This is a genomic window from Porticoccus sp. GXU_MW_L64 (assembly GCF_052983295.1).
The window spans coordinates 81338-107955 of sequence record NZ_JBRKJK010000007.1; the positions used below are offsets into that span (position 1 = coordinate 81338).

Annotated in this window: 28 protein-coding genes and 1 pseudogene; 16 read left to right on the forward strand and 13 right to left on the reverse strand. The window is 54.3% G+C overall.

Going from position 1 to position 26618, the window contains the following annotated elements; genetic code table 11:
- Nucleotides 1-2 precede the first annotated feature (2 nt).
- Complete coding sequence (locus ACVBEJ_RS06945) at nt 3-1433, reverse strand: SLC13 family permease (RefSeq protein WP_447128889.1); 1431 nt, start codon at nt 1431-1433, stop codon at nt 3-5.
- Nucleotides 1434-1564: 131 nt separating this feature from the next.
- Between ACVBEJ_RS06945 and ACVBEJ_RS06950 the strand changes: the two genes are divergently transcribed.
- From ACVBEJ_RS06950 to ACVBEJ_RS06960, 3 genes are all read left to right on the forward strand, one after another.
- Nucleotides 1565-2098 (forward strand): gamma carbonic anhydrase family protein, encoded by a 534-nt coding sequence (locus ACVBEJ_RS06950; protein ID WP_447128890.1) that lies wholly within the window; start codon nt 1565-1567, stop codon nt 2096-2098.
- A 180-nt stretch (nt 2099-2278) separates the two neighbouring features.
- The gene (locus ACVBEJ_RS06955; protein ID WP_447128891.1) at nt 2279-2506 is read left to right on the forward strand and encodes a hypothetical protein; all 228 of its coding nucleotides are present in this window, start codon (nt 2279-2281) and stop codon (nt 2504-2506) included.
- Between the two features lie 17 nt (nt 2507-2523).
- Complete coding sequence (locus ACVBEJ_RS06960) at nt 2524-3102, forward strand: YceI family protein (protein WP_447128892.1); 579 nt, start codon at nt 2524-2526, stop codon at nt 3100-3102.
- 127 nt (nt 3103-3229) lie between these two features.
- Here ACVBEJ_RS06960 and ACVBEJ_RS06965 read toward each other — a convergent pair whose 3' ends face one another.
- Nucleotides 3230-3874, reverse strand: coding sequence for a hypothetical protein (locus ACVBEJ_RS06965; protein ID WP_447128893.1), 645 nt, complete (start codon nt 3872-3874; stop codon nt 3230-3232).
- 297 nt (nt 3875-4171) lie between these two features.
- Nucleotides 4172-5491, reverse strand: coding sequence for an MATE family efflux transporter (locus ACVBEJ_RS06970; RefSeq protein WP_447128894.1), 1320 nt, complete (start codon nt 5489-5491; stop codon nt 4172-4174).
- A 471-nt stretch (nt 5492-5962) separates the two neighbouring features.
- On the opposite strand from ACVBEJ_RS06970, the gene coxB reads away from it, so the two are divergent.
- Genes coxB through ACVBEJ_RS06990 form a run of 4 tightly spaced genes read left to right on the forward strand, consistent with a single transcriptional unit; the run spans nt 5963 to nt 10233 of the window.
- Nucleotides 5963-7114 carry a cytochrome c oxidase subunit II gene (gene coxB / locus ACVBEJ_RS06975; protein WP_447128895.1) on the forward strand — a complete coding sequence of 384 codons (1152 nt, stop codon included), beginning with the start codon at nt 5963-5965 and terminating at the stop codon, nt 7112-7114.
- 11 nt (nt 7115-7125) lie between these two features.
- Nucleotides 7126-8682, forward strand: coding sequence for a cytochrome c oxidase subunit I (ctaD, locus tag ACVBEJ_RS06980; protein ID WP_447128896.1), 1557 nt, complete (start codon nt 7126-7128; stop codon nt 8680-8682).
- A 6-nt stretch (nt 8683-8688) separates the two neighbouring features.
- A complete protein-coding gene (locus tag ACVBEJ_RS06985; RefSeq protein WP_447128897.1) occupies nt 8689-9288 on the forward strand; it encodes a cytochrome c oxidase assembly protein in 600 nt (199 codons plus the stop codon).
- Nucleotides 9289-9312: 24 nt separating this feature from the next.
- Nucleotides 9313-10233: a cytochrome c oxidase subunit 3 gene (locus ACVBEJ_RS06990; RefSeq protein ID WP_447128898.1), complete on the forward strand. Its 921-nt coding sequence runs from the start codon at nt 9313-9315 to the stop codon at nt 10231-10233.
- Nucleotides 10234-10349: 116 nt separating this feature from the next.
- On the opposite strand, the gene ACVBEJ_RS06995 is transcribed toward ACVBEJ_RS06990, so the two are convergent.
- Nucleotides 10350-10568, reverse strand: a complete 219-nt coding sequence (locus ACVBEJ_RS06995; protein WP_447128899.1) for a DUF2909 domain-containing protein — start codon at nt 10566-10568, stop codon at nt 10350-10352.
- Between the two features lie 147 nt (nt 10569-10715).
- Between ACVBEJ_RS06995 and ACVBEJ_RS07000 the strand changes: the two genes are divergently transcribed.
- Genes ACVBEJ_RS07000 through ACVBEJ_RS07020 form a run of 5 tightly spaced genes read left to right on the forward strand, consistent with a single transcriptional unit; the run spans nt 10716 to nt 14689 of the window.
- A complete protein-coding gene (locus ACVBEJ_RS07000) occupies nt 10716-11486 on the forward strand; it encodes an SURF1 family protein (RefSeq protein ID WP_447128900.1) in 771 nt (256 codons plus the stop codon).
- Nucleotides 11479-12084 (forward strand): hypothetical protein, encoded by a 606-nt coding sequence (locus ACVBEJ_RS07005; protein ID WP_447128901.1) that lies wholly within the window; start codon nt 11479-11481, stop codon nt 12082-12084. Before ACVBEJ_RS07000 ends, ACVBEJ_RS07005 begins: the two co-directional genes overlap by 8 nt.
- Nucleotides 12081-13091 carry a COX15/CtaA family protein gene (locus ACVBEJ_RS07010; RefSeq protein WP_447128902.1) on the forward strand — a complete coding sequence of 337 codons (1011 nt, stop codon included), beginning with the start codon at nt 12081-12083 and terminating at the stop codon, nt 13089-13091. The genes ACVBEJ_RS07005 and ACVBEJ_RS07010 overlap by 4 nt, the downstream gene beginning before the upstream one ends.
- On the forward strand, nt 13084-13998 hold the full coding sequence (gene cyoE / locus ACVBEJ_RS07015) for a heme o synthase (protein WP_447128903.1): 915 nt from the start codon (nt 13084-13086) through the stop codon (nt 13996-13998). Before ACVBEJ_RS07010 ends, cyoE begins: the two co-directional genes overlap by 8 nt.
- Nucleotides 13999-14008: 10 nt before the next feature.
- The gene (locus ACVBEJ_RS07020; RefSeq protein ID WP_447128904.1) at nt 14009-14689 is read left to right on the forward strand and encodes an SCO family protein; all 681 of its coding nucleotides are present in this window, start codon (nt 14009-14011) and stop codon (nt 14687-14689) included.
- Nucleotides 14690-14823: 134 nt separating this feature from the next.
- On the opposite strand, the gene ACVBEJ_RS07025 is transcribed toward ACVBEJ_RS07020, so the two are convergent.
- From ACVBEJ_RS07025 to ACVBEJ_RS07040, 4 genes are all read right to left on the reverse strand, one after another.
- Nucleotides 14824-15480 (reverse strand): LuxR C-terminal-related transcriptional regulator, encoded by a 657-nt coding sequence (locus tag ACVBEJ_RS07025; RefSeq protein WP_447128905.1) that lies wholly within the window; start codon nt 15478-15480, stop codon nt 14824-14826.
- Between the two features lie 150 nt (nt 15481-15630).
- Nucleotides 15631-16419 carry a zinc ABC transporter permease subunit ZnuB gene (gene znuB, locus ACVBEJ_RS07030; RefSeq protein WP_447128906.1) on the reverse strand — a complete coding sequence of 263 codons (789 nt, stop codon included), beginning with the start codon at nt 16417-16419 and terminating at the stop codon, nt 15631-15633.
- Nucleotides 16412-17179 carry a zinc ABC transporter ATP-binding protein ZnuC gene (gene znuC / locus ACVBEJ_RS07035; RefSeq protein WP_447128907.1) on the reverse strand — a complete coding sequence of 256 codons (768 nt, stop codon included), beginning with the start codon at nt 17177-17179 and terminating at the stop codon, nt 16412-16414. The genes znuB and znuC overlap by 8 nt, the downstream gene beginning before the upstream one ends.
- The gene (locus ACVBEJ_RS07040) at nt 17170-17649 is read right to left on the reverse strand and encodes a Fur family transcriptional regulator (protein WP_447128908.1); all 480 of its coding nucleotides are present in this window, start codon (nt 17647-17649) and stop codon (nt 17170-17172) included. The genes znuC and ACVBEJ_RS07040 overlap by 10 nt, the downstream gene beginning before the upstream one ends.
- A gap of 125 nt (nt 17650-17774) precedes the next feature.
- Between ACVBEJ_RS07040 and ACVBEJ_RS07045 the strand changes: the two genes are divergently transcribed.
- From ACVBEJ_RS07045 to ACVBEJ_RS07055, 3 genes are all read left to right on the forward strand, one after another.
- Nucleotides 17775-18662: a metal ABC transporter solute-binding protein, Zn/Mn family gene (locus tag ACVBEJ_RS07045; RefSeq protein WP_447128909.1), complete on the forward strand. Its 888-nt coding sequence runs from the start codon at nt 17775-17777 to the stop codon at nt 18660-18662.
- A gap of 323 nt (nt 18663-18985) precedes the next feature.
- Complete coding sequence (locus tag ACVBEJ_RS07050) at nt 18986-19306, forward strand: hypothetical protein (RefSeq protein ID WP_447128910.1); 321 nt, start codon at nt 18986-18988, stop codon at nt 19304-19306.
- 500 nt (nt 19307-19806) lie between these two features.
- Nucleotides 19807-20160, forward strand: a complete 354-nt coding sequence (locus tag ACVBEJ_RS07055; protein ID WP_447128911.1) for a hypothetical protein — start codon at nt 19807-19809, stop codon at nt 20158-20160.
- 99 nt (nt 20161-20259) lie between these two features.
- On the opposite strand, the gene ACVBEJ_RS07060 is transcribed toward ACVBEJ_RS07055, so the two are convergent.
- The 5 genes and pseudogenes from ACVBEJ_RS07060 to ACVBEJ_RS07080 form a co-directional block, all read right to left on the reverse strand.
- Nucleotides 20260-21105 (reverse strand): REP-associated tyrosine transposase, encoded by an 846-nt coding sequence (locus ACVBEJ_RS07060; RefSeq protein ID WP_447128912.1) that lies wholly within the window; start codon nt 21103-21105, stop codon nt 20260-20262.
- Nucleotides 21106-21328: 223 nt separating this feature from the next.
- On the reverse strand, nt 21329-21787 hold the full coding sequence (locus ACVBEJ_RS07065; protein WP_447128913.1) for a hypothetical protein: 459 nt from the start codon (nt 21785-21787) through the stop codon (nt 21329-21331).
- A gap of 1 nt (nt 21788) precedes the next feature.
- Entirely contained in the window at nt 21789-22346 is a 558-nt protein-coding gene (locus tag ACVBEJ_RS07070; protein ID WP_447128914.1) for a hypothetical protein, read from the reverse strand.
- A gap of 129 nt (nt 22347-22475) precedes the next feature.
- Nucleotides 22476-22733, reverse strand: a complete 258-nt coding sequence (locus tag ACVBEJ_RS07075) for a hypothetical protein (RefSeq protein ID WP_447128915.1) — start codon at nt 22731-22733, stop codon at nt 22476-22478.
- A 67-nt stretch (nt 22734-22800) separates the two neighbouring features.
- Nucleotides 22801-23196: pseudogene (locus ACVBEJ_RS07080) on the reverse strand (IS21 family transposase); the annotation flags it as partial.
- 296 nt (nt 23197-23492) lie between these two features.
- Between ACVBEJ_RS07080 and polA the strand changes: the two are divergent.
- Nucleotides 23493-26225 (forward strand): DNA polymerase I, encoded by a 2733-nt coding sequence (gene polA, locus ACVBEJ_RS07085; RefSeq protein ID WP_447128916.1) that lies wholly within the window; start codon nt 23493-23495, stop codon nt 26223-26225.
- Nucleotides 26226-26618 lie beyond the last annotated feature (393 nt).

Sequence of the window (26618 nt, forward strand, 5' to 3'; positions counted from 1 at the left end):
TTTCAGCCCACCAACAACCTGGGCACCAGTACATAAGCCAACAGGCTGATTACCACAATGCCCGCTATATTTATCCACACCCCGGCCCTGGCCATTTGCGGGATGGTGACTCTGTCTGTAGCAAACACAATGGCGTTGGGGGCGGTGGCCACCGGCAACATAAAGGCGCAACTGGCCGCCAGCGCCATGGGCGCAGCCAGCAGCATGGGGTCGAGCCCGGCAACAGCGGCGATACTGCCCATCACTGGCAGCAGAGTGGCGGTGGTGGCGGTATTACTGGTGAGTTCGGTAAGAAAAATCACCAGGGTCACCAGGGCAAAAACCAGAATCAGCATATGGAAGGTAGTGAGCGCCGCCAGTGCGTCACCCAGCCACTGGGCCAGGCCGCTGTCGCTCACCATATTGGCCAGGCTGAGGCCACCGCCAAACAGCAACAACACTCCCCAGGGGATCTGGGCGGCGGTGTTCCAGTCCAGCAGGCGAGAGTCTTTTTCGTGAACGCAGCCGGAGGGCACCATAAATAGAGCGATGGCACCAGTTACCGCAATAATTACATCACTCAGGCCACCCAGCCCCGGCAGTTTTTGCAACAACGGGCGGATTACCCAGGCCAGAGCGACACACAAAAAGACCATCGCTGTACGCTTTTCCGGCACAGACAGCTTGCCCATTGCGGCGAGCTCATCGCGCACCACGTTGCCCACGTTGTCGTTGGGCTGCACCTGAAACGTAAACGCCACCCGAGTCAGCAGCCACCAGGCCAGCGGCACCAGTACCAATACCACCGGCACCCCCAACAGCATCCACTGCAGGAAGCCAATTTCCACGTTGTAGGTTTCCGACATATAGGCGGCCACCATCGCGTTGGGAGGCGTACCCACCAACGTGCCCAAACCGCCGATGCTGGCGGAGTAAGCGATACCCAGAATCAGGCAGATGGTGAAGTTGTCTTGTTTTTTATCACCGCCAGCCAGCACCGCCGCCATGGACAGGGCAATGGGGATCATCATAATTGTGGTGGCGGTGTTGCTGATCCACATGGACAGAAACGCACTGATGGCCATAAAGCCGCCGATAATGGCGTAGGGGTGATTGCCCACCTGACGCAATATGGTCAGCGCCAGCCGACGGTGCAGGTTCCAGCGCTGCAACGCCGTGGCGATAATAAAGCCCCCCATCAGCAGGTAAATCACCGGATGGGCATAGGGCGCAGTGGCCCCTTTCAGATTGATCAACCCCAACATGGGGAACAGCACAATGGGCAGTAGCGATGTCATGGGCACCGGAATCGCCTCGGTCGCCCACCAGCAGGCCATCAACAGGCCAACCCCGGCGGTTACCCAGGCGCTGTGGCTCATGCCCTCCGGCGGCGGGGTCAGCAAGGTCAGTAGCAACAGAGCCAAACCCAAAATAAAACCCACTGTTCGCGCCATTTCCCCACCCTTTGTTTGTTATTGCTTATACTGACGTAACCATCAACTCTATCGTTGAAATGGCCGAACTGCACTTCAATTTGTATGCGTTACTATAGGCTTGCCCTATACCTGTTTTTGAGGAAGATACCATGACCGCCACCCGCCCCTACCTGAACCAGCGCCCGCAATTGGGCGACCGGGTGTATATCGACCCGGCCAGCACCGTGATTGGCGATGTGGTGCTCGGCGACGATTGCTCCGTATGGCCCGCCGCCGTGATTCGCGGCGATATGCACCGCATTCGCATTGGCCAGCGTTGCAGCATCCAGGACGGCGCGGTACTCCACATCACCCACGCCAGCGACTTCAACCCGGACGGCTGGCCACTGACCATCGGCAGCGACGTGACCGTGGGCCACCAGGCGGTACTGCACGGCTGCACCGTGGGCAGCCGGGTGCTGATTGGCGTGGGCGCGATTGTAATGGACGGCGCCGTGGTACCGGACGAAACCATCGTTGGCGCCGGCTGTATGGTGCCGCCGGGCAAGCAGCTGGAAAGCGGTTACGTGTATGTGGGCAACCCGGTGAAACAGTTGCGCCCGCTAACGGACGCGGAGCGGCAATTTTTTACCTATACCGCTGGCAACTATGTCAAACTGAAAGACGAGTACTTAACCGCCTGAGACGACAACCCCAATGTTCAAGGAGGGTGACTATTCAACATGCCCTGTAGCTGTTCAGATTGCGTGTCAAAACATGCAGGGCAAGGCGAAAATTGCTGAGTTTACACCTGTAAATGATCAATTTTTAACACCGCCATGCGTGTTTTGACGCGTGAGCTGAATAGTTACCAAGGAGGAACCATGAAAGCCCTACACGCTCTGATACTCTGCACCACCCTGGCTCTGCCGATAACCACTGTGGATGCGGCACCGAAAAAGGCCTCTGCGGAACAGTGCCGCAAATGGCAACAACAACTGGATAAAGTCAACGCCGAGCTGCGCGCCGGCTACAAAACCGAACGCGGCAATAAATTGCGTAAACGCCGTCTGGCCCTGCAAACCAAACTGCGCCGTCGCTGCCGCAAATAGAAACGAGGAATCCTGTAATGAATATCCTGCAATCCGCTGCCGCCGCCCTGCTGCTGGCTGTCAGCTCTTTCAGCAACGCCGACTGGCAGCTGAATAACGAACTCTCCGATATCAGCCTGGTCACCACCAAAGCCACCCATGTGGCCGAAGTGCACCACTTTAAACAGCTCTCCGGCGCCGCCGGCAAGCAAGGTGCGTCGGTAACCATCGACCTGAACAGCATCCACACCAATATCGACATTCGCGATCAGCGCATGCGCGAGATGCTGTTTGACACCGCCAAATTCCCCAACGCCACTTTTACCGCCAGCGTTGATCTCACCGCCCTGGAAAACCTGAAAGCCGGTGAACAGACAACCCGCAATCTGAGCGGCACCCTCAACCTGCACGGGCAGAGCCAAAAGCTGGATTTGGGCGCTGTGACCGTCACCCGCCTGGCCGACAATCGCCTGCAAGTAGCCAACTTGCGGCCAGTGTTGATAAACGCCGCATCCTTTAATTTGGTAGCCGGTGTGGAGAAACTGCGTACCGTAGCGGGCCTGCCCAGCATCAGCAATGCGGTGCCAGTGAACTTCAGGTTGGTATTTGAGAAATAACCGTCACCCTGAGCCCTGCGAAGGGTCTCACGCTCACCGAAATACAGAGACCCTTCGCTGGCGGCCTGTAAGCGCACAGCGCGCCCTGTCACCTGCGCCCTGTCACCTGTAGCCTGTCACCTTTCTTTTAGCCACCCAACATCAGGTTGATGGACAGGTTGTCTGTTAAGCAGGGCCAGCGAATCAACTCCCGGTCCATATTCCGCTGGCGGCAGCGATTCACAAAGCTGGTCAGTGGCGGGCTGTCCCTGTGCTGCAACTCATTCACGGCCCCTTCCACCGCGTTATCCAGCTGATTGGCAAATTCCTCGCCAATCAGGTGATGCACAATCAGGTTAGAGCGGGTCATATCCATGGGCACCAGAGGTGCGCCCAGGTGGGTCATGTAACGGTCGTTGACTTCTTCAATCAGGCGGTGGGACAGGTAGGCCTCATCCATCAGCGCCAACAGGCTGTTTTGCTCCGCCAGCCATTGCTCCATAACCCCTGGGGGTGACAGAAAAAATTCGCAGGCAACGCGAATCACCGGCTCTACGGAAGGCTCAATCCCCGCTTTGCGGGCAATATCGGAGACGGCCTCAATAAACTCCGGTACGTGTTCGATATAGCGAATCACAAAATTCAACAGTGCGGGAACCGAGTTTTTTACCGGCAACTGGATACTGTGGTGCAGACCGTCGATGCGCCCCTGCAAAAACTGCGACAGTTGCCCGGTTTGTTCTTCGTGCTGCCTGGCGGCGCTAATCGCCTGGCGCAATAAATCGACGTTCATACAGTTAAGCTAGACAATTATTGGCAAGAAAACCAAGGCAATTGCCCACTTAACGTGACCCTGCCCTGTTGTGAAGGTCGACATTATTTAGTGGCGAAAGCAAAAATTTTGTGCAGGTGGTTATACAAGGCCGTCATCGCGAGCGAAGCGCGGCGATCTTTATCTACCGCGTGCCATTATCAAGAGATTGCCGCGTCGCTGCGGTTGGTTCGCACCATCCTTGGTGCCCAACCCTACGGGCCGCTTATTGCGCCCAAATCGACTTTCCTGCCGATTTGTCTCGCAATGACAGAGGGATTACCAACCCCGCTGTGACAGCTGCCAAAAAGCCAACCCCATCAACAAACTGCGCGCAGCCATAAACAGGCAAAACGCCAGCCACAAACCACTGTTGCCCCAGGGCAGTGCCAGCCACCAGCAAAGCAGAAAAACCAACAGTGCGGCAAACATGGTATCGCGCATCTGCCGGGTGCGCCCCGCCCCCAGCAAAATACCATCCAGGGTGTAGCAGACCGTAGCCAGTAGTGGCACCGCCACCAACCAACCGTAATAATCCGTCACCAACCGGGCGATATGGGGCAAATTCGTGAAGGTGCTGACAATGGCCTCGCGGAACAGCCAATACAGCAAGCTGGCAGCGGCGGCAATGGCCGCGCCCCACAACCCGCAGGCGCGGCTGATGGCATAAAAGCGCTTGATTCTGCCACCACCAATAGCGTGGCCAGACAGGGATTCTGCGGCGTGGGCAAAGCCATCCAGCCCGTAAGACACCAGCAACACCAGCTGAAGCAGCACCGCATTGGCGGCGACAATATCGTCGCCCAGGCGCGCACCCTGAGCGGTAAAGAAGGTAAACACAAACACGATACTGGCGGTGCGCAGAAACAGATCGCGGTTCACGGCCAGCAACTGTCCATAACCTGCCAGTTGCAGCAGTTGGCGCGGCGCCACATAACCACCCAGAGATTGCAGCTCGCGGCGCACCATCCACAGCGCCACCCCCAATCCCAGATACTCCGCCAGCAATGAGGCCCAGGCAGCACCGGCACTGTTCATCTCCAGGCCGACAATCAGCACAACATCGAGGCCAATGTTGGCGGCGTTGGTGGCCACCATAATCACCAGCGTCTGACGTGCCCGTTGCAAACCCAGCAACCAGCCCACAGCGGCGTAACTGCACAGGGTTGCTGGCGCTGCCCAAATGCGAATCTGGCAATATTCCAGGGCGATGCCATAAATGCCCTCCCCCGGCCCCAGCAGCCACAGCACCAGCTGCAACAGCGGCCCCTGAAGGGCAACCAGCAGCACTCCCAACACCAGGGCCAGTAACAGCGATTGCCACAGCAGCTCGCGGCAACTCTGGCTGCGAGCCCGGCGATCACCCTGCCCCCAGGCCCGCGCCACCAGCCCGGTCGTGCCCATACGCAGGAAGGAGAGCAACCATAAAATCAGAGTCAGCGCACTGGCCCCCACCGCCACTGCACTGAGATAACGGGCGCTGTCCAGGTGGCCGAGAATGGCGGTATCGACAATGCCCAACAGCGGCCCACTGGCCCCGGCGATAATCATCGGCCAGGCAATGGAGAGAACCTTGCGGTGTAAACGGGAGTGGATCATGGACGGCAGGCCGAGCAAAAACGGCGAATTATAGCTTACGCCGTCATTGTGAGGAATGCAGCGACCTTGAGCAGCGTGGCAGAGGGCTTTGCAAATAAGGTGGCAACCGGGTGGAGATTGCTTCGCTTTGCTCGCAATGACAGGCTTGAGGCAAAAACTGGTTGACTTACATACCTGGTTTTTTTGATACTCGACCACTGTTTGTGTTGCGTACCTTCACAGGCTACTTATAAAAAGAAACAATAAAGCAGTAACAAGAACAAAAAGTTTAATCTGAATCCGTGGCTCCAGAGTGGATGCAGAGCGTAAGATATTGGTTTCACAGTGGAATTAAAAAATCTTAGCTTCACCCATCGGTTAAGTGGGCATTTTTTAAACCGCTGTGGAATCAAGAGCTTGTGCTATGTACCGCTCTGGAGCCACGGATTCAGATTTAAGTTCTTATACGGTTCTACAACAGGAGAACGGGTAATGTTCGCACGAGCTAAACAGCTATCAGTGCTGTTGCTGGGCTGTGCGTGTCTTTGGGGGGGTACTGCCCTTGCCGCAGACAGCGCAGGTCGATCGGCTGAGAATATGCCGGTTGGCGTCACCCCGGTGAGCCAGACGGTTTACGACATCCACATGCTGATGTTCTGGATTTGCGTCGGAATCGGGGTGCTCACCTTTGGCGCACTGATTTTCAGCCTGATTGCATATCGCAAATCCAAGGGCGCAGTGGCCGCCAATTTCCACGAAAGCACCAAAGTGGAAATCGCCTGGACGGTTATCCCGTTTATCATTCTTATTGTTATGGCATGGCCAGCCACCACCGCGCTGATTGAGGTTTACGACAGCGATGAGGCGGAGCTGGATATCAAGATTACCGGCATGCAATGGCGCTGGCGCTACGATTATGTGGGCGAAGGCGTGGGCTTTATCAGCAATCTGTCTACCCCTCGCGACCAAATCGATAACAAGGCCGCCAAAACCGCCAACTACCTGCAGGAAGTGGACGAACCCCTGGTTGTACCAGTGGGCAAAAAGATTCGCTTTCTGGTCACTGCCTCTGACGTTATCCACTCCTGGTGGGTGCCGGACCTGGCAGTAAAACGGGATGCCATTCCCGGCTTTACCCACGAAAGCTGGGCGCTGATTGAGCAGCCGGGCACTTACCGGGGCTTCTGCGCCGAACTGTGCGGTAAAGACCACGCCTTTATGCCCATTGTGGTGGAAGCGGTTAGCGAGCCGGAATACAACGACTGGCTGGCCCAGAAGAAAAAAGAGGCCGCTGAAATTCGCGCCCTGACCAGCAAGGTATTTACCCTGGATGAGCTGATGGAGCGCGGCAAAGACGTGTACAGCACCAACTGCGCCGCCTGCCACCTGGAAAACGGCGAAGGGGTTCAAGGGGCCTTCCCTGCACTGAAAGGCAGTGTAATGGCCACCACCGCCGAGGGCTTGACCGACCATATCGATATTGTTGTCAACGGCAAGTCCGGCACCGCCATGCAAGCCTTTGGCGCCAACCTGTCTGATGTGGACCTGGCTGCGGTCCTGACCTACGAACGCAACGCCTGGGGCAACGACACCGGTGATGCGGTGCAACCCATCGATGTGTACAACTTCAAGAACGGCGAATAGGAGACAAGATCATGGCACATGGTCCCGCTAAAGGTATTCGCCGCTGGCTGTATACCACCAACCACAAAGATATCGGCTCCCTCTACCTCTGGTTCAGTTTTGCCATGTTTATCCTGGGCGGCGCGTTCGCCATGGTTATTCGTGCGGAATTGTTCCAACCGGGTATGCAATTGGTGGAGCCGGAGTTTTTCAACCAGATGACCACCATGCATGGCCTGGTGATGGTGTTCGGCGCCATCATGCCCGCTTTTGTGGGGCTGGCCAACTGGATGATTCCAATGATGATCGGCGCGCCGGATATGGCGTTGCCCCGTATGAACAACCTGTCGTTCTGGCTGCTGCCACCGGCGTTTATCATGCTGGCGGCCACCCTGTTTACCGAGGGCGGCGCACCGCAAGCGGGCTGGACGTTCTACGCACCGCTATCCACTACCTACGCCAACCCCCTGACCGCAACCATCTTTATCTTTGCGGTGCACACCATGGGGGCGTCGTCGATAATGGGCTCCATCAACATTATCGCCACCATCCTCAATATGCGCGCACCGGGCATGAGCTACATGAAAATGCCCCTGTTCGTATGGACCTGGCTGATCACCGCCTTCCTGTTGGTGGCCGTAATGCCGGTACTGGCGGGCGCGGTGACCATGATGCTGATGGACATTCACGGCGGCACCAGCTTCTTTGATGCTGCCGGCGGCGGTGACCCGGTACTGTTCCAGCACGTGTTCTGGTTCTTCGGCCACCCAGAGGTGTACATCATCATCTTGCCGGCGTTTGGGGTGATCTCGCAGATTATTCCCACCTTCTCGCGCAAGCCGCTGTTTGGCTACTCCTCCATGGTGTACGCCACCGCGTCCATCGCCCTGCTGTCGTTTATTGTCTGGGCCCACCATATGTTTACTGTCGGTATGCCACTGGCCGGTGAGCTGTTCTTTATGTACGCCACCATGCTGATTGCGGTGCCCACCGGGGTGAAGGTGTTTAACTGGATCGCCACCATGTTCAAGGGCTCCATCAGCTTTGAAACGCCCATGTTGTTCTCCCTGGCGTTCCTGGTGCTGTTCACCATCGGCGGCTTTACCGGGGTGATGCTGTCCATCGCTCCGGCGGACTTCCAGTACCACGACAGCTACTTTGTGGTGGCTCACTTCCACTACGTGATGGTGGCCGGTGCGGTGTTCAGCATGTCGGCGGCGGTGTACTACTGGCTGCCCAAATGGACTGGCCGCATGTACAGCGAACCACTGGCCCAGGTGCATTTCTGGACATCCTTTGTCGGCTTTAACCTGACCTTCTTCCCGCAGCACTTTGTGGGTCTGGCGGGTATGCCGCGGCGCTATTCCGACTACGCCCTGCAGTTTGCCGACTACAACATGATTTCCAGTTGTGGTGCCTTCCTGTACGGGGTATCCCAGATACTGTTCCTGGTGATAATTATCCTCGCCATCAAAGGCGGCAAGAAAACCACCGCCGATAAAACCTGGGAAGGGGCCGAAGGCCTGGAGTGGACGGTACCCTCACCGGCGCCCTACCACACCTTTTCTACCCCACCCACAGTGAAGTAAGCCCCTATGAACCAGGCCGATCAGCCCACTTCAACTGCACCACAGCGCAACGGCAACCGCCGCATTGTGCTGTGGACACTTGCGGTGGTGGTGGGCATGAGCGCGTTCTCGTTTGCCCTGGTGCCGCTCTACGATGTGTTCTGCGATATCACTGGCCTCAACGCCAAAATCGAAGAATCGTCCTACGAAGCAGTACCGGCAGCGGTGGATACCAGCCGCACCGTCAAAGTGCAGTTTCTGGCCACCAACAACGAGAGCATGCCCTGGCAATTCGGCCCCACTCTTGAACAGGTTCGGGTACACCCCGGCGAACAAACCACCATTGAATTCTTTGCCAATAACATCACCGGCAACGATATGGTGGCCCAGGCCGTACCCAGCGTAGTGCCTTTCAAGGCGGTGGATTACTTTCACAAAATGGAATGTTTCTGCTTCGAGCGCCAGCCGCTCAAAGCGGGGGAATCCGCCAAATTGCCGATGGTGTTTACCATCGACCCGGAACTCCCCAAACAGATTCACACCATCACCCTCTCCTATACTCTGTTTGATGTCACCGAAATGGATGCCAAGGCAGCCAGCGGTAGCTTTGAATGGGGCAAGGGGTGAAGATGAACTTCTCGGAGAAACAGAATGTCTAGCGAGATCGTACAAGATAACAACAACGCCGCCAGCCAGGAACATGAATCCTACTACGTGCCGGAATCCAGCCGCCTGCCGCTGCTAACCGCCATCGGCCTGGGGCTGACCCTGTTCGGAGCCTCCCACTGGCTGGTAGGCTCCACCGTATTGGGCTTTACCGGCCAACAGATATTTATTGTCGGCTGCCTGTTCTTTGCCGGTGTGATGGCCACCTGGTGGAGCACCGTAATCAAAGAAAACCTCGCCGGCCTGCCCAGCGACCAGTTAAAGCGCTCCTACGTATGGGGCATGGGCTGGTTTATCTTCTCGGAAGTGATGTTCTTCTTTATCTTCTTCTTTGCCCTGGCCTACGTGCGCATCTACTCCCTGGACTGGCTGGCCGCCGATCCGGAATGGGCAGGCTTTAACGCCGAATGGCCGTTGATGCAGACACCGGATCAGGCAGTGAATGGTGAGGAGGCGAAATTTAAAGGCCCGGACGCAATTATCGACCCCTGGCATCTGCCGCTGCTGAACACCATCATCCTGATTGCTTCCAGCTTTACTGTGCATATCGCCCACAATGCCATCAAAGCGGGCAAGCGCAACGCCTTTAACCTGTGGCTGCTCATTACTGTGATCCTGGGTGGCACCTTCCTGTACTACCAAGCCGTGGAATATGTCGAGGCCTATCAAGACCTGGGGTTAACCTTGGAATCCGGCATCTACGGCACCACCTTCTTTATGCTCACCGGCTTCCACGGCGCCCACGTCACCATGGGCACCATTATGCTGTTGATCCAGCTGCTGCGGTCAGTGTTCGGCAATCACTTCAAGAAAGACGACCACTTCGGTTTTGAAGCAGCTTCCTGGTACTGGCACTTTGTGGACGTGGTTTGGGTGTGCCTGTTTGTGTTTGTTTATATTCTGTAAGTCGCAACCACCGTCATTGCGAGGAGCGAAGCGACGCGGCAATCTCAACCAGGCCTGCGCCAAACTCAGAAGATTGCCGCGTCGCCTTCGGCTCCTCGCAATGACGGAGATTTAAGTTAGTAGCGCCCATGCCAGGGAGCCTGCAAACTCAACTCTCCGGTGTGAACCCCATAGGCAACAGCTACCATCAACAGCCCCGCCAGACCAATGCGAATACCCAGGGCATAGAGCGTGCGCTTGCGCCCCCCAAGGTCTTTAAACAGAAACACCAAACCGCTGGTAAGGCTGGCAACAACACCAATCAGCAACAACACAATAACGACTTTTAACCACATAACTTACACCCCATTATCAGCCGTGCCGGATAGTCTCATTTTCAAACCAATGTTGTCGAATCAAAAGAGCGTCACTCTACACGAAGCTTTGGATATGATGTTCTTTGCCAGACCGTTGGCCGCACGGACAGCGGCCAAAGAGCGTACATGGATGTATTCACAGCGGGTCTGGCAAAGAACATCATGCCCAATGCGCCCCACACCATAATGAACCGCCACTTCGCCCCCAATACCAAAATCCTGCTACTGGCCGCCCTGTTGCTGCCGGTACTGCTGTACCTGGGCAACTGGCAATTGGGCCGCGCCAACGAAAAGCGCCAGATTTTGGCGCAACTGGAAACTCGCAGCGCCCTGCCACCAGTTCCGCTTGAACAGCTACTGGGGGAACCTGAAACCCGTTATCGGCAGGCTCAAACGAGCGGCAGTTTTGACAATCGCCACAGCTTTCTGCTGGATAATCGGGTAAGAGATTCGCGCCCCGGTTATGAAGTGATCACCCCGTTTTACACAAACAGCGGGCACTGGATATTGGTGAATCGGGGCTGGATTTCTGCACCCCGCATGAGAAGTGAACTGCCAGATATACCCAGAACGGAAGGTGAGGTGTCGATACGCGGCACTATTTACAGCCCCCTTGAGAAAACCCCGGATCACTATAGCCTCCGCACAGAGTGGCCCAAGGTTATCCAGAATATTCACTTTGCCAACATGTCCGATAATTTGAATCACCCGCTACCAGAAATAACCCTGCGCCTCGACAATGTCCAACCCGGCGCCTTGCGCACTGGCTGGTCTGCCATTAACGTACAACCCGAAAAGCACACCGCCTACGCAGTGCAATGGTTTGCCATGGCGCTGGCGCTGCTGATACTGACCACCCTTTTCTGTTTCCCGAAAAAGCGATCCACCGATGACTGACACAGCACCTGACAAACCCAATCGCAAGGCTATTATTCAAGGCTCATTAGTCATCGGCCTGCCCCTGTTGGCGATGGCCGCCGCCTACCTGTTCTTCCCGGCTAACTCCCAGCAAAAAGACGACTTGCTGAGCTGGTTGGGCACCACCAACCACGGCACCTTGATAGAACCCAGGAAAACCATCACAGGAGAAGTGTTTACCACCACCACTGGCAAACCCTGGCAGGTGGGGGGAAACAGCAAATGGAAACTGCTGGTGGCCAGTAACGGCGCTTGCGACGAACCCTGCCAACAGGCCCTGTACCTGACCCGGCAGATTCACAGCCTGATCCCCAAGCGCAAAAATCGCCTGGAGCGGGCCTACATCAGCGACCAACCCGCCAGCGACTCCCTGCTGCAACTGCTCACAGAAGCCCACGCCAGCATGCCCGCCCTGGTGGACAGTGGCGCATTTAAAGCACAACTGATTGACAGCAACGTTCCGCACAACTGCCAGGGCTGCTACTACCTGGTAGCCCCCAATGGCGAATTGGTGTTGTTCTACACGCCAGAACACGAATACAAAAAAGTGATTAAAGATTTGAAGGTACTGCTGTGAACCTGCCCGGATACCGCCTTGCCATTGCCGCCACCGCCCTCGCTGTAGTGGTGGTGGTACTGGGAGCTTTTACCCGCCTGGTGGATGCCGGGCTGGGCTGCCCGGACTGGCCCGGCTGCTACGGCCAACTGATCTGGCCAGACACCCCGGAAGAAATCGCTCGCGCCGAAGCCGCCTTCCCGGATGCGCCGGTCGACAACAGCAAAACCTGGCCGGAAATGGTGCACCGCTATTGCGCCACCTTGCTGGGAATGGTGATCATCGGGCTGGTGGTGGTGGCCTTTCGAGCCCGCAAAAATCTGCCCGATTACCCGCTAAAACACTGTATCGGCCTGCTGGCACTGGTGATCTGCCAGGGCGCCTTTGGCGCCTGGACAGTAACACTCAAACTGTGGCCACAGGTAGTAACCGCTCACTTACTGGGCGGATTTGCGGTGCTCTCCATGCTCTGGCTACTGGTGTTGCGGTTGCGTCAAAAGTCTCGGCAAGCCAATACCCAAAAGGCTCACAGGCTGCGCCGCTGGGTAGTGGGCGGCCTGGCTGTGGTTGTTCTGCAAATTGCCCTGGGGGGCTGGGTCAGCTCCAACTACGCCGCCATCGCCTGTACCGACTTCCCCACCTGCCAGGGCCACTGGCTGCCACCCACGGATTTTGCCCAGGGTTTTGACTTCACCCAGGATATTGGCCCCAACTATCTGGGGGGGGTGATGGACAACGATGCGCGAGTGACCATTCACTACAGCCACCGCATTGGCGCACTGGTGGTGACCATCTACCTGTTGGCGCTCTGCGGACTGCTGCTGAAGTCTGCCGACACCGCCTTAAGGCCGCTGGCATACGCGGTACTGACCGCACTGATTATTCAAGTGACACTGGGTATCAGCAATGTGGTATATATTGTCCCCCTGCCAGTGGCCGTAGCTCACAACGCCGGGGGCGCACTGCTGTTACTCACCCTGGTGACGCTGGCCCATTACCTGTATTCCACAAGGAAAGCCCATGACTGATTCTGCTGTTGTCGAGCGCGCCGGATGGCGAGATTACCTGGAGCTGACCAAGCCGCGGGTGGTGGCGTTGATGATCCTCACTTCAGTGATCGGCATGCTGCTGGCAGTGCCCAACGGCCTGCCCAGCCTGGAAGTGCTGCTGATGGGCAACCTGGGCATTGCCCTGTGCGCCGGTGCCGCAGCCGCGGTAAATCATGTGGTGGACCGCCATGTGGACACCAAAATGATTCGCACCTTTAACCGCCCGGTGGCGGTTGGCCGCGTGGGGCCCAGCCAGGCGATTCTGTTCGCCACCCTCACCGCCGCTCTGGGCATGGCCATTCTGATGCTGTTTACCAACCAGCTCACCGCCTGGCTGACCCTGGCATCGCTGATGGGCTACGCCATTATTTACACCATGTTCCTGAAACGAGCCACGCCGCAAAACATTGTGATTGGCGGATTGGCGGGCGCCGCCCCTCCCCTGCTGGGCTGGACAGCCGTCACCAACGACATCGGCGGCCACGGCCTGCTGCTGGTGCTGATTATCTTTGCCTGGACACCACCCCACTTCTGGGCGCTGGCGGTACACCGCAAGGCGGATTACGCCAAAGCCGGTATTCCCATGCTGCCGGTGACCCACGGCGAGGCCTACACCAAACTGCATATTCTGCTCTACACCCTGATTTTACTGGCGGTGACCCTGCTGCCCTATATCACCGGCATGTTTGGCTGGCTCTATCTGGTGGGTACCCTGGCACTGGATGTGGGCTTCCTGTACTGGGCACTGGTGATGATTCGCGGCAAAAGGCCGGATTCCGGCATGGCCACCTTCAAGTATTCCATTGTCTACCTGATGGCACTGTTTGTATTGATGTTGCTCGACCACTACCTGGTTCCAGCGCGGGTTGGACTGGCGGGCTATTAGGGAAACCACCATGAGCGACAACAACACCCAAAAAAAACGGCGTGACAATATCCTGCTGACGGTTATCGGCGTACTGTTGTTCGCCTTTGCCTGTGTGGGCCTGTTCTACAACAAAATATCCACACCGCGAGTGCTTTCTGAAAAAGACCTGCGCAACAATGGCGCTATTGTCTTTGAAAAACCACGCATTTTCGGCGATGTGGCGCTCATTGACCATAAAGGCGAACCTTTCGACAACGCGCGACTAAAAGGCAAATGGAGCATTTTGCTGTTTGGCTTTACCTTCTGCCCGGACATTTGCCCTACCGCTCTGGCCCAGCTCAACACCATGGTAGAGCCCCTGAGCGAGGAGGAGCTGGCAGATTTGCAGGTGGTGATGATCAGCATTGACCCGGAACGGGACACAACGGAAGTATTGAGCCAGTACGTGCCCTACTTTAACGAGTCATTTACCGGTGTTACCGGCAACCCGCACTTTATTCGCAAACTGGCTGCAGAATTGAACGTGGCCTACAACAAGATGCCCCTTGAAGCCACTGAACACCGAGAAGCCACCTACACCATGGACCACAGCGCCCACCTGGTGCTGATCAACCCCTACGGCCACTACCACGGCTTTTTCCGCCACCCGCAAAACCCCACCGAAATGCGCCTGACCTGGCGTTCAATTCGGCAGTCTTTTAAGGGATAGCAGCGGACAGATCGAGCGCGTTTGTCATCCTGAGCGCAGCGAAGGATCTCTGCACTTGCGACCCGTTATGAGATTCTTCGCTGCGCTCAGAATGACAGCTTTACCTCACCGCCCGAAGCAAAAGCGCGCAACGCTTAAAGATTCTCCCGCGCCCAGTTGCTGGCTTCCACACGGTTTTTAACGCCGACTTTCTTGAAGATGTTGTACAGGTGACTCTTGATGGTGTGTTCGCTGACAAACAGCTCACCGGCAATGGCGGCATTGGTTTTGCCATCGACTATGTGTTGCAGAATTTGCCACTCACGGCGGGTAAGGTTGGCAGAGCAGGTTTGCGTATTGGGGATACGTCGGCTGTTTTCCACAAAGCTGTGCAACAGGCGGCGCGGCAACCAGTATTCCCCTTTGAGGATGGTGGCCACCCCTTCCAGCAACTTGGCGTGACCAGTGCTGTTGTAAAAAATACCGTTCACCCTGGGCCACTGCATCAAGCCTTCATGGGAGCTGAAAGCAGTGGCATTAAGCAATGCAATGGTGGGCGATGGCAGCCAGGTTTGAGAGTCTTTTATGGCCTGCCCCGCCTGTTCTGCCGTTAATACCGCGCAATCCAGCAGGATGCAGGTACCCCGTTCCAATTGACCGGGCAACACCAATTTGCAGCGTATATTGAGCTGTTCTACAAGTTTTTCCAGCAACAAGCTGTTTTGCAGACTGGCCACATCAGACACGAGTACCAGATCAGCTACGTCTTCTTCATTAGTAGCCTGAAACAGACCGTTATTAATTTTTTCCATATAAATTCCTGCAAACCGCTGAAATATAGCCGGTTTATTCCTATTCCTCAGGGATTGCCAGCATAAGCACGCCAGCTTTTAGTTGCAAGCGACTTCTGACCGCTGGGTACTCCCCTGCAAAGGTATTAGCTTTTAAGTATGAGATGACTGCTACCGAAAGCTGGCCGGAGAAAGCAGCCCTAAAAGGAATAGAGCCGTGGCACTGATAACAATGGAAGGACCGGCCGGGGTATCCAGATACCAGGACATAACCAGGCCAGCAATAACGGCGAGAACCCCACAAATCACTGCGCCAACCGCCATTTGCTCCGGGCTGTGTGCCATACGGCGAGCGGTGGCGGCCGGTATCACCAGCAGGGCAGTTACCAACAGTGCGCCCACTACTTTCATGGCGATGGCGATGGTCAGCGCAATCAACAACATCAATGTGGTACGCACCGCCGTGGCAGGCACACCCTCTACCCGCGCCAGGTCTTCGTGAATGGTAATCGCCAGCAGTGGCCGCCACAGCTTCCACAGGGCAGCGACAACCACCAGCGCAACCGAGGCGATCATCAACAAATCCCCCCGGGTAACCGCCAGCAAATCGCCAAACAACAGGGTTTCCAAATCTATTTGCACCTGCGGGAACAGGGCCACAAACACCATGCCCAGGGCAAGGCTGCTGTGAGCCATAATGCCCAGCAGGGTGTCTACCGCCAGTTGCCGCTGGCGCATCAGCGCCACCAGCAACAGCGCCAGTATCAGGCACACCACCATCACTGCAATGGTGGGCACAATCTGCAATACCACACCAATTGCGGTACCAAACAGCGCCGAATGAGCAAGAGTGTCGCCAAAATAGGCCATTCTGCGCCACACGATAAATGCCCCCAGCGGGCCGCTGGCCACCGCCACCGACACCCCCGCCAGTAGCGCCAACAGCAGGAATTCAGGCATCTTTCACCTCTTTTTGCGACTGCTTGCTACTGCAAACCTCGCCATGCAGATCATGGCTGTGGTCGTGAACATGGTTATAAAAGGTGGTTTTTTCGCCGAACAGCTGTAAATACGCAGGGTTCTCGGTGACACTTTGCGGGGAGCCATGACAGCAAACATGCCTGTTCAGGCACACCACCTCGTCAGTGGCCGCCATCACCAGGTGCAGGTCGTGAGACACCATCAACACGCCGCAGCCCAACTCATCCCGCAACTGGCCAATCAGTTGGTAGAGCAGCTCCTGTCCCGCCAGGTCCACACCCTGCACCGGTTCGTCCAGCACCAGTAAATCCGGCTTGTTCAACAGGGCTCTGGCCAATAGTACACGCTGGGTTTCACCGCCGGACAAACTCTGCACCGGGCTATCCAGCAAATGCCCCACATCCACCCGTTGCAACGCCTGCTGGCAGCGCGCCATATCCACCGAGGAAAGCTGCAAAAAGCGCTTTACCGTCAGCGGCATGGTGGTGTCGATATGAAGTTTCTGGGGCATATAACCCACGCGCAGTCTGGCCGCCCGCTGCACCTGCCCTGAGGTAACGTCAAGCAACCCCAGAAGAACTTTCACCAGCGTGGTTTTACCCGCCCCGTTTGGACCAATAAGTGTGACAATTCGCCCTTTTTCGACGCATAAGTCGACATTTTCCAAGATGTTTTTTTTGCCAAAACTGACACTGGCGGCTTGCAACGACACCAATGGGGCCGCTTCTTTTACTGGCATTGTGGGCACAACCCCATCAGCTCGACAGATTGGGACTCCAACTGAAAGTTGGCGTGTCTGGCGGCATTGGCAATGGCCTTGCTGACGGGCTCGGCACTGCATTCCGCCGCCGACCCGCACTGCCGGCAGATAAGGAACAACTCATTGTGGTGGCTGCCGGGGAATGGGCAGCCGATATAAGCATTGAGTGAGGCGATGCGATGGATAAGGCCATGCTCCAACAGAAATTCCAGCGCTCGATAAACCGTAGGCGGCAATATCCGCTTGCCACTTTTTTCACTGAGTAAATCCATGATTCGGTAGGCACCCAATGGCTGATGGTTTTGCCAGATCAGCGTCAGCACATCTTTGCGGGCTTGTGTCAGGCGGGCTTTTTTCTCCTCACAAAGCGCCACAGCGCGAGCCATGGCAGCATCGATACAGCGCTGATGGTCGTGTTCGTGATAGGCAAGTTTTGAATTTGTTATCATATAACGTTACCTGTAAAATGCGCGCCTTTTCTGTCAGGGTGGTTGTTTGCGGCCAACGTCGCAAGCCATCGCTGGGGTTCACAATGTTATTATCTAACTTCCACCACTTATGTAAAAGGGCTTTTATGGTGCGCCTGCTGATTGCCACCCTGCTTGTCATCGCCAGTTACTCTGCTCTGGCAGCTAATACACCGCCGTTGCGTGTGGTAACGACCATAAAACCACTCACCATGATCGCCGAAGATATCGCCGGTGACCGGGTGGTTATCTCCCAGTTGATTCCGGCTGGCAGCTCCTCCCACGGCTACGCCATGAAAGTTTCTGACCGCCGCACCATACAACAGGCGGACGTACTGCTGTGGATTGGAGAAACCATGGATGGTTTTGTGGGCAAAATAGCCACCGACGGGCAGGCAAGCATTGCCGCCGACCAATTGCGGGGCATCACCTGGCCCACCACCACAGGCCATCACCACCACAACCACTCCGGCGGTGACCCGCATATCTGGCTAAACCCCGACAACGTCATCATTATCGCCAGCGAACTGGCCACCCGACTGGGAAAACTGGACCCGGCCAACCGCGCTCACTACCAACAGGCTGCCGAGCGCTTTAGGCAGCAAATACAAGCATTTGATAAACAGGCTCAAGAGCGCTTGGCGCAACTCCCCAATGACCACTTTGTGGTGCAACACGACGCCTACGGCCACTTTATCAGCCGCTATGGACTCTCACAGCTGGGCTCCCTGCGCAGTATTTCCGGCACCAAAGCCGGTGCCAAAACCATGAGCGCCTTGCTCAATAAAAAAGGCGAGGGCACAGCCTGCCTGCTCACCGACCCACAGTTTGACGCCAAGGCCGCCAACACCTTTAGCGCCAGAACCGGCGTCAAACAGACCGAACTGGATCCACTGGGTCATCAGGTGGCGGCCAAGCCCGGTGAACTGAATTATCGGGTATTTTTGGATGGTTTTGTCGAGGCATTCCAGGAATGCCTCGCTGTAAGCACTTGATCACGAGGAGGGTTGAGGCTTTCCTCGAAATGAATCAAACAAGTCTGTACGTTACTGGTGGCGATCTATAAAGAGCTCTGACCCAAATAGTACTTGCTTGAGCTTGTCGCCCCTGCGAAGGCGGGGATACATCGAGATCGTAGCGTGGGGATGATGGGAAACCAGTGAAATGGCGGATTAAAGCGAATTAAAGGGCTTCGACCCCTTTAACCTTAATTTGTTAAGTTGGCGGGTGGTAGTCGGGCTGCAAGAAGGACGGCAGATCACAATGAATTTTGGATAAGCAATGGAATTGGTTCAGCTCTTCCTTGAGAAAATTTTAAATGATCATGTTTGTGGTTGCTTTAATTTTATCTATACTTATTTGTGCTTTTCTTAAGAAAAGATATGGTTCATTCTTCTCAGATAATTACCACTCTGTAGTGTTTGGAGCTTTGGAAGGAATTGTGTTCCTTGCTGCCTCTGTAGTAATTCTAAAATTATTTGGTGAATTATCGTGGAGTAAACTTCCAACCGCAGCTTTTTGGTTTTTTATATACATCCTTGTATCTATTGGTTCAAGGCTTCTTAAAGAAGCCAAAGAAAAAGAAAGGAAAGATATTGAAGAAATTATAGATTCATCGAAGAAAAATCCTAAAACGTAATTTCGTCAAGGTCCAGCTAGCAAAGTGTCGAGTTTTGGTGCCTGCTCATTTTGTTGCTAAGTGGTCAGTTTGTGCCAGCAGGGTGGTCAGGGAATTCCGGTTTAGGTGGTCAGTATCTTCCGGCGGCGTGGTCAGTTGGGGGTAGCGCATGCATATGCATGAACCAGGTAAAGTGATGCAGGGCGCTGGTTTGCTCTGCTCACCTCAACCGAAAAGCCCTGACCACCCCGCTGGAGTCACTGACCATGACAGCGTTAATGGGGTCAGGTCTTGTTTTTTGCCTTTCGTTCATCTACCACTAAAGTGAGTAAGCCTTGCAAGAGCAAAAGGCAAGACCTGACCCCATTTTGAGACTCAAAGGTGGGGTGGAGCTAGAGCTGCAAGAGCTAAGGCGGTCGAACTTGCTATTAGATTCGGTATACCAGGCTCTTTGTTTACATCAGGTTATATCGGATATGAAGTTGGTCAAGAGTAAATTTTGAATCATTGGTGGTATATTTATGCGTTCAATTTGTATTTATTGTGGAGCCTCAAAAAGCAAACCTTTTTCAGATTGTGGCAAATGTAGTAGATCCCCTCTTGGTGTTGATGTGGATATGGCTCGAAGCCTGATTTTATCAACTACTGTTGGTGAAGATGGGTATCCCTATTCGAGTGAAGATGAACTTATTATTGCAGGAGATAAAATTGCATCTGGTTCTAGATACTGTTTTGATGAAGAGCTTGTACAAGAGCTATTGGAGCAAAAAAAGTTACTAGAAGAGTCCTCTGGTATAGAGTGGGGCTTTCTTTTTTTTGGATTTTGTTTTTTGATTTTACCAATAATAGGGTTGATATTATTTTTGTTTGATTGATTCACCATATGTTCTAAACGGTAATCTAAAATTGGGGGAGAGGATAACTAATAACTAGATTATCCTGCTAGTTATCTAACAGACATTCAGCCAAAGGGGTCAGGTCTTGCTTTTTGCCTTTTTCACAATTCTGCTGATCCGAGAATAGTGCAATCCAAAGTGATCGCCTACTTCCTTCATACTATAACCACCACTGTCATACGCCCTGCAAATGGCATCATTTCGGTCATTAGTCTGTGATTCATAATAGGATAAAGGTTTTGCCACCGCTCGACGCTGGCTGGATGGAATCTCAGATAGCTCTGCGTTTTCATCAATCCGTTGCTGCATATCTTCAACAAACTTTTCATCCCCCAGAAAAACCTGGTTCTTTACTTGTTCCCAAAGTCGGGGTTGCCCCTTACCCTCACGTACAAAGGTTTTGTAAGACGCAATGCCCACAGCCTTTTTATTGCCAAAAGCCGCCAATAACCAATTCACTTGCAACCAGTTCGGTGCATTGGCCTGTCCAGCGGTAGCACGATAACTACTCCAGGGCCATTCTTTCGCCGAACGTACCATGCCCGCTCGCACTGGGTTCAAAACGATATAACGGGCGACTTCCAATAAATAGCTGTTTTTATCTACCAATATGGCTTTATAGCGCCCCTGGTAGACGTGCCCTGTTCGCCCATGATTGCGATTGAAACCTTGCGTGTATACGCCATTAAGTTGGCGCATTCCCCCGGACAAGTTGGCATCAGGGGTCTCTATCAATAAATGGTAATGGTTTGACATCAGACAGTAGGCGTGACAAACCCAGTTATATTGACTGCAAACGTCACCCAGTATTTCTAGAAATAAAGCCCTGTCTTCATTTGACTCGTAAATATCCTCACGTCGATCACCGCGTGAGGTAACGTGATAAAGCGCACCGGCAAATTCCAATCGCAAAGGTCTGGCCATCTATCGTCCTTTTCGTTCATCTACCACTAAAGTGAGGCTAAGCCTTGCAAAGGCAAAAGGCAAGACCTGACCCCATTTTTCTGACCCCATTTTTCTGGAATATTCTGGAATTGTATCCAGTAAAGAGTTCTCGATATGCTCTGGCTTAGTGTTGTTTTTCCGTTGTAGATCCGGGAATCCGCGCTACGTCTCCTATTATTGATTGCGCTCCCTATTGTTGTGATCATTTTTTGTTACATTCAATATTTTGAATATCCTCGAACCCAGCAATAAAAACATGTAGATAATTATCTTTAAGAGTAGGCCTCATAAAATATTTAAGTTCCAAGCTAATGTTCGAAAGACCCTCTTTATTGGCAAATACAAAATACGTGTATTTGCCATCTACCACCCTAGTTTTGTCATGACCATCAATAAAAATAGGCACTTTTAAATAAATTGAATCTTTTTTCTTAATCTTCACAAACATCGAGGAAAATATGTCATCAACCCAAACTCTCTCACTATCAAAAACAATCTGAAGCTCAAAGTTTTCTCCACCTCTCTTGTCTAATGGAGCATACTTAAACTCGATACCATAATCCAAAAGCCATTCGGCACAAGAGCATTCCGCTGACGATACAGGAGATGCCAGCAGCATTACGAAAAAAAATCTGATGCTTAAATCTCTACAAATATTCATTTTACTTTTGCCTCAAATATTCTCTATATAGAGGAGCATGATCAATCTTATCTAGTCGTATAATCCTAAATTCTGGTTCAGCTCCATAGGGCGTTTTAACATCTACCTGCCCATAGACCCCTCGGGAGCTGTGTCCGCCACTAGGATCTACTACTGACGCATTAGGAGATTCTACATTTCTGACCAGAACAGCATTTTTAAAATTTGGATATCTGGCAACATAATAGTCGGTCACCTTATGCTTTGTATCAACCCACTCACCTGATTCATCAATATAACCTGGGCTACCTCCTTCAGTTGTAGCCGCTCTCGCATAAAGCCCTGTTGGAGAACTGCCTCTGTATCGATTACGTTCACTATTTCTGCGGCCTATCTCATCTTCATCATAGTAATTTCTATTGTTATTAGAAATATTTGACTCAGCATTAACCACCCAGGAGAATGCGGCAGTAACAGCTCCGTTTGCAAATTTACCGCCAGCTGCCGCTGAAGATGTACCTCCAATAATCGCTGCCGTTGCAGTTCTACCCGCATTAAAGGGGTCATTAAAGGGGTCCATTAAAGGGGTCAGAGCCCTTTAATATATCCGCTGCCTTGTTTTTATTGTTTTTATCACTGAGAAAATCCCACCCAACACCCCGCCAGTGATCTGCCGGGGTGTTATTTTTGGTTTGTTGCTGGCAGGGGATTACCCGCCCATCTGAATCAGTCGCTCCCTGAGCCGTTGCTGCCGCTGTTTGATAATCGAAAGCACCTGTCCCAGCCCAACCAGGCTGTGCGGCGGCAACTCAAGCCGGCTGACCATCTCCGCCATGATGCCCTCGATGGCATCGTACAAAAATCCGTTAAGGGCAAAGACCTGGTAAAACTCATCATTGAGCTGAACCAACTGCGCCCGTGATAGATGAATTTTATCCGTAGTGGAATTACTATTGCTTCCAGCCATTGTTGACTCCTTACTAGTCGGTGGTGGTTAGCTGGTTGCGGGTGTTGGCGCACTCGCAGCCAGCGCTTCTGAATTTTTCTCCCGGCGCAAAGCTCAACGGTACAAACGCCTTGCTTGCTGTTCGTTTGGCGTCTTGTTGCTCTTGTCGCCATTGGCGAGCAAAGGCGGCTACCCTGTCGTAGGAGCCGGTGTAACCCAGCTGCACCAGATCACTGTGCAATTGCTTGATACAGCGACGTTGCTTGCGGTGCCGCCGGGCTTCACGGAACAGCCAGTTGGTCAGGGTTTGCTCGTAATCGTCTAGCTTGGACGGGGATTTGCGTTTGGGGTAGGACGGTTCAATGGTACCATTGGCTAGGTACTTGCGAACCGTGTTGCGGGACAAGCCGGTACGGCGGCTGATCTCTCTGATCGGCATTCCTTCTCGGATATGCCAGCGTCGAATAACACTGATTAACGCCACGTTTATCACTCCTGGTTACTCCTGCTTCGGGTGAAGTCAGGAAGGGGTTATACGTGGGTCAAAATTCGATGCAAATATGGGGGGTTAGTGGGTCAATTTTGGATGCAATCTAACAACCCGCCAGCTCTGGCTGACAACAGGGGACATTTCTACTTTGCGTTGACACTTGTTGATGGTATGTGTAGTACCAAGAGGTTCGAGTTAAACACCCCCCCTTCTACTTGATTCTCTATTTAGCGGCACGGGGCAAAATCGTCTAAGCTTGCCCGACTTTACTTCGATTTAAGGCCAACTCCATGTCTGCCTCTGCCGCACCCCTCGTCCTCGTCGACGGTTCCTCTTACCTTTACCGCGCTTTCCACGCCATGTACAAGGCGGATTTGCGCACTTCGGCCGGTGCGCCGGTGGGCGCGGTGCGTGGGGTGACGGCCATGTTGCGCCGCCTGGTGAAAGACTACCCGCAAAGCTGCATTACCGTGGTGTTCGACGCCAAGGGCAAAACCTTTCGCGATGACATGTACCCGGAATACAAGGCCCAGCGCCCGCCCATGCCCGACGACCTGCGCCCGCAGGTGGAGCCCATTCACAACATCATCAAAGCCATGGGCATGCCGTTGTTGGTGGTGGAGGGGGTAGAGGCCGACGATGTGATCGGCACTCTGGCGCATCAGGCCACAGAGCAGGGCATTGATGTGGTTGTTTCCACCGGCGACAAGGATATGGCGCAGCTGGTGAACCAGCACGTCACTTTGGTCAACACCATGACTGAAACGGTAATGGATATTGACGGCGTCAAGGATAAGTTCGGCCTGCCTCCGGAGCTGATTATCGACTTCCTGGCATTGATGGGCGACAAGGTGGATAACATTCCCGGCGTGCCCGGTGTGGGGGAGAAAACCGCGCTGGCTTTGCTACAAGGGCTGGGTGGTCTGGACAGCATTTATGCCAATCTGGATAAAGTCTGCGAGCTGGACTTTCGCGGTGCCAAAACCATGCACAAAAAGCTGGCGGACAACCGCGAGCTGGCCTTGCTGTCCTACGACCTGGCCACCATCAAGCTGGACGTGGAGCTGGAGCAGGGGCCACAGGATTTGGCCATGGAACCTGAGGATCGCGAGCAGTTGTTGGCCCTATTCACTGAGCTGGAATTCAAAACCTGGATCACAGAAATGGAGGAGGGGGAAAGTAATCACTCACTATCAACACAGCCAACAAAAATAGACACAAACTACACAACTGTTTTCAGCGAAGATGAGCTGGACAGCTGGCTTGAGCGGCTTCAAAAAGCCGGCCTGTTTGCCTTTGATACCGAAACCACCAGCCTGGACTATATGCAGGCGGACTTGGTGGGCGTGTCGTTTGCTGTGGATGCGGGTGAGGCCGCTTATGTGCCCTTCGGCCACGACTACCTGGGCGCCCCCGGCCAATTGTCCCGGGATTGGGTGCTCGCCAAATTAAAGCCGCTGCTGGAAGACCCAAACCTCGGCAAACTGGGCCAAAACCTCAAATACGATATGAGTGTTCTGGCCCGCCACGGGGTTGAGATGCGCGGCATCGCCTACGACACCATGCTGGAATCCTACGTGGCGGACTCCACCGCTGGCCGTCACGATATGGACAGCCTGGCAGAGCGCTATCTGGGCCACAAGTGCATCAAATTTGAGGAAATCGCCGGCAAGGGGGCAGGGCAGCTGACCTTTAACCAGATTCCCCTGGAGGAAGCGGGCCCCTACGCCGCCGAAGACGCCGATATTACCCTGCGCCTGCATCAACAGCTGTGGCCTGCGCTGGAACAGGACGCGCCATTAAAAGCCGTGCTTGAGGACATCGAACTGCCATTGGTGCCGGTGCTGTCACGCATCGAGCGCAACGGCGCCCTGCTGGACGCCGGCTTGCTCACCGCACAGAGTCAGCAATTAGGGCAGCGCATCGGCCAATTGCAGGAGCAGGCCTACGAACTGGCGGGGGAGGAATTCAACCTGGCGTCACCCAAACAGCTGGGCACCATTCTGTTTGAAAAACTCGGCATCCCGGTACTGAAAAAAACCGCCAAAGGCGCGCCCTCAACCAAAGAGGAGGTGCTACAGGAGCTGGCTTTGGATTACCCACTGCCCAAGCTGTTGCTGGAACACCGCAGCCTCAGCAAGCTGAAATCCACCTACACCGACAAACTGCCCACCCTGGTAAACCCGGCCACAGGCCGTATTCACACCTCCTACCATCAGGCGGTTACCGCCACCGGACGGCTGTCGTCCAGCGACCCCAACCTGCAAAACATCCCGGTGCGCACGGAGGAGGGCAGGCGCATTCGCCAGGCGTTTGTGGCTCCCAGGGGCAGCGTGATTGTGGCAGCGGATTACTCGCAGATTGAGCTGCGCATTATGGCCCACCTGTCCGGCGATAAAGGCTTGTTGACCGCCTTTGGTGATGGCCTGGATGTACACCGGGCCACCGCCGCCGAGGTGTTTGGGGTCGATTTGGATCAGGTCAGTGGCGAACAGCGGCGCAGCGCCAAGGCCATCAACTTCGGGCTGATTTACGGCATGTCTGCCTTTGGCCTGGGCCGCCAGCTGCACATAGGCCGCAACCAGGCCCAGGAATACATCGACCTGTACTTTGCCCGCTACCCCGGTGTGCAGCGCTATATGGATGAAACTCGCGCCGCCGCCAGCGACAAGGGCTATGTGGAAACCCTGTTTGGCCGCCGCCTGCATGTACCGGAAATCAATTCCAGCAACGGCATGCGCCGCCAGGCCGCAGAGCGCACCGCCATTAACGCCCCCATGCAGGGCACTGCGGCAGACATTATCAAGCGCGCCATGATTGCCGTAGACCAGTGGCTGAGCGACGAAGGGCTGGCATCAAAAGTGATTATGCAGGTACACGATGAGCTGGTGATGGAGGTGCCACAGGGGGAGCTGGCCAGGGTACAGGCCGGGCTACAGCAAAAAATGTCCGCCGCCGCCGCACTGTCGGTGCCATTGGTGGTGGATATTGGCCAGGGTAACAACTGGGAAGAAGCGCACTAAAGTGTTAAATATCAACCAGTTAAAATCTGTTTCAGTCAATAATGTAGAAATAATGGAGATGATGAACTTTTCCAGCGGGGGCCTCTCTAACATTGCGTAACGTACCTCGTATTTACGCTACATCCCCCTCTAGATGTGAATATTGGCAAACGCAACGCTTGTTTCCCCCAAGCACAGCAACGCAAGCCCTGGCTAACCTTCTTCGGCCAGGGCTTTTTTTTGCCCTGTTTTTCATTCCTGAGAACTTTTTCACAACAAATGTGGTTATGAGGGAACTTTTTCCAACAGGTAAGGGACTAAACTAATGATTGGCAATTCAATTTTTTGCAGTAGGCGGTTGGACAGGGATTCTCCCCCCTCTTGACCTGTTCCAACCAGAGCATTGCGGCGCTG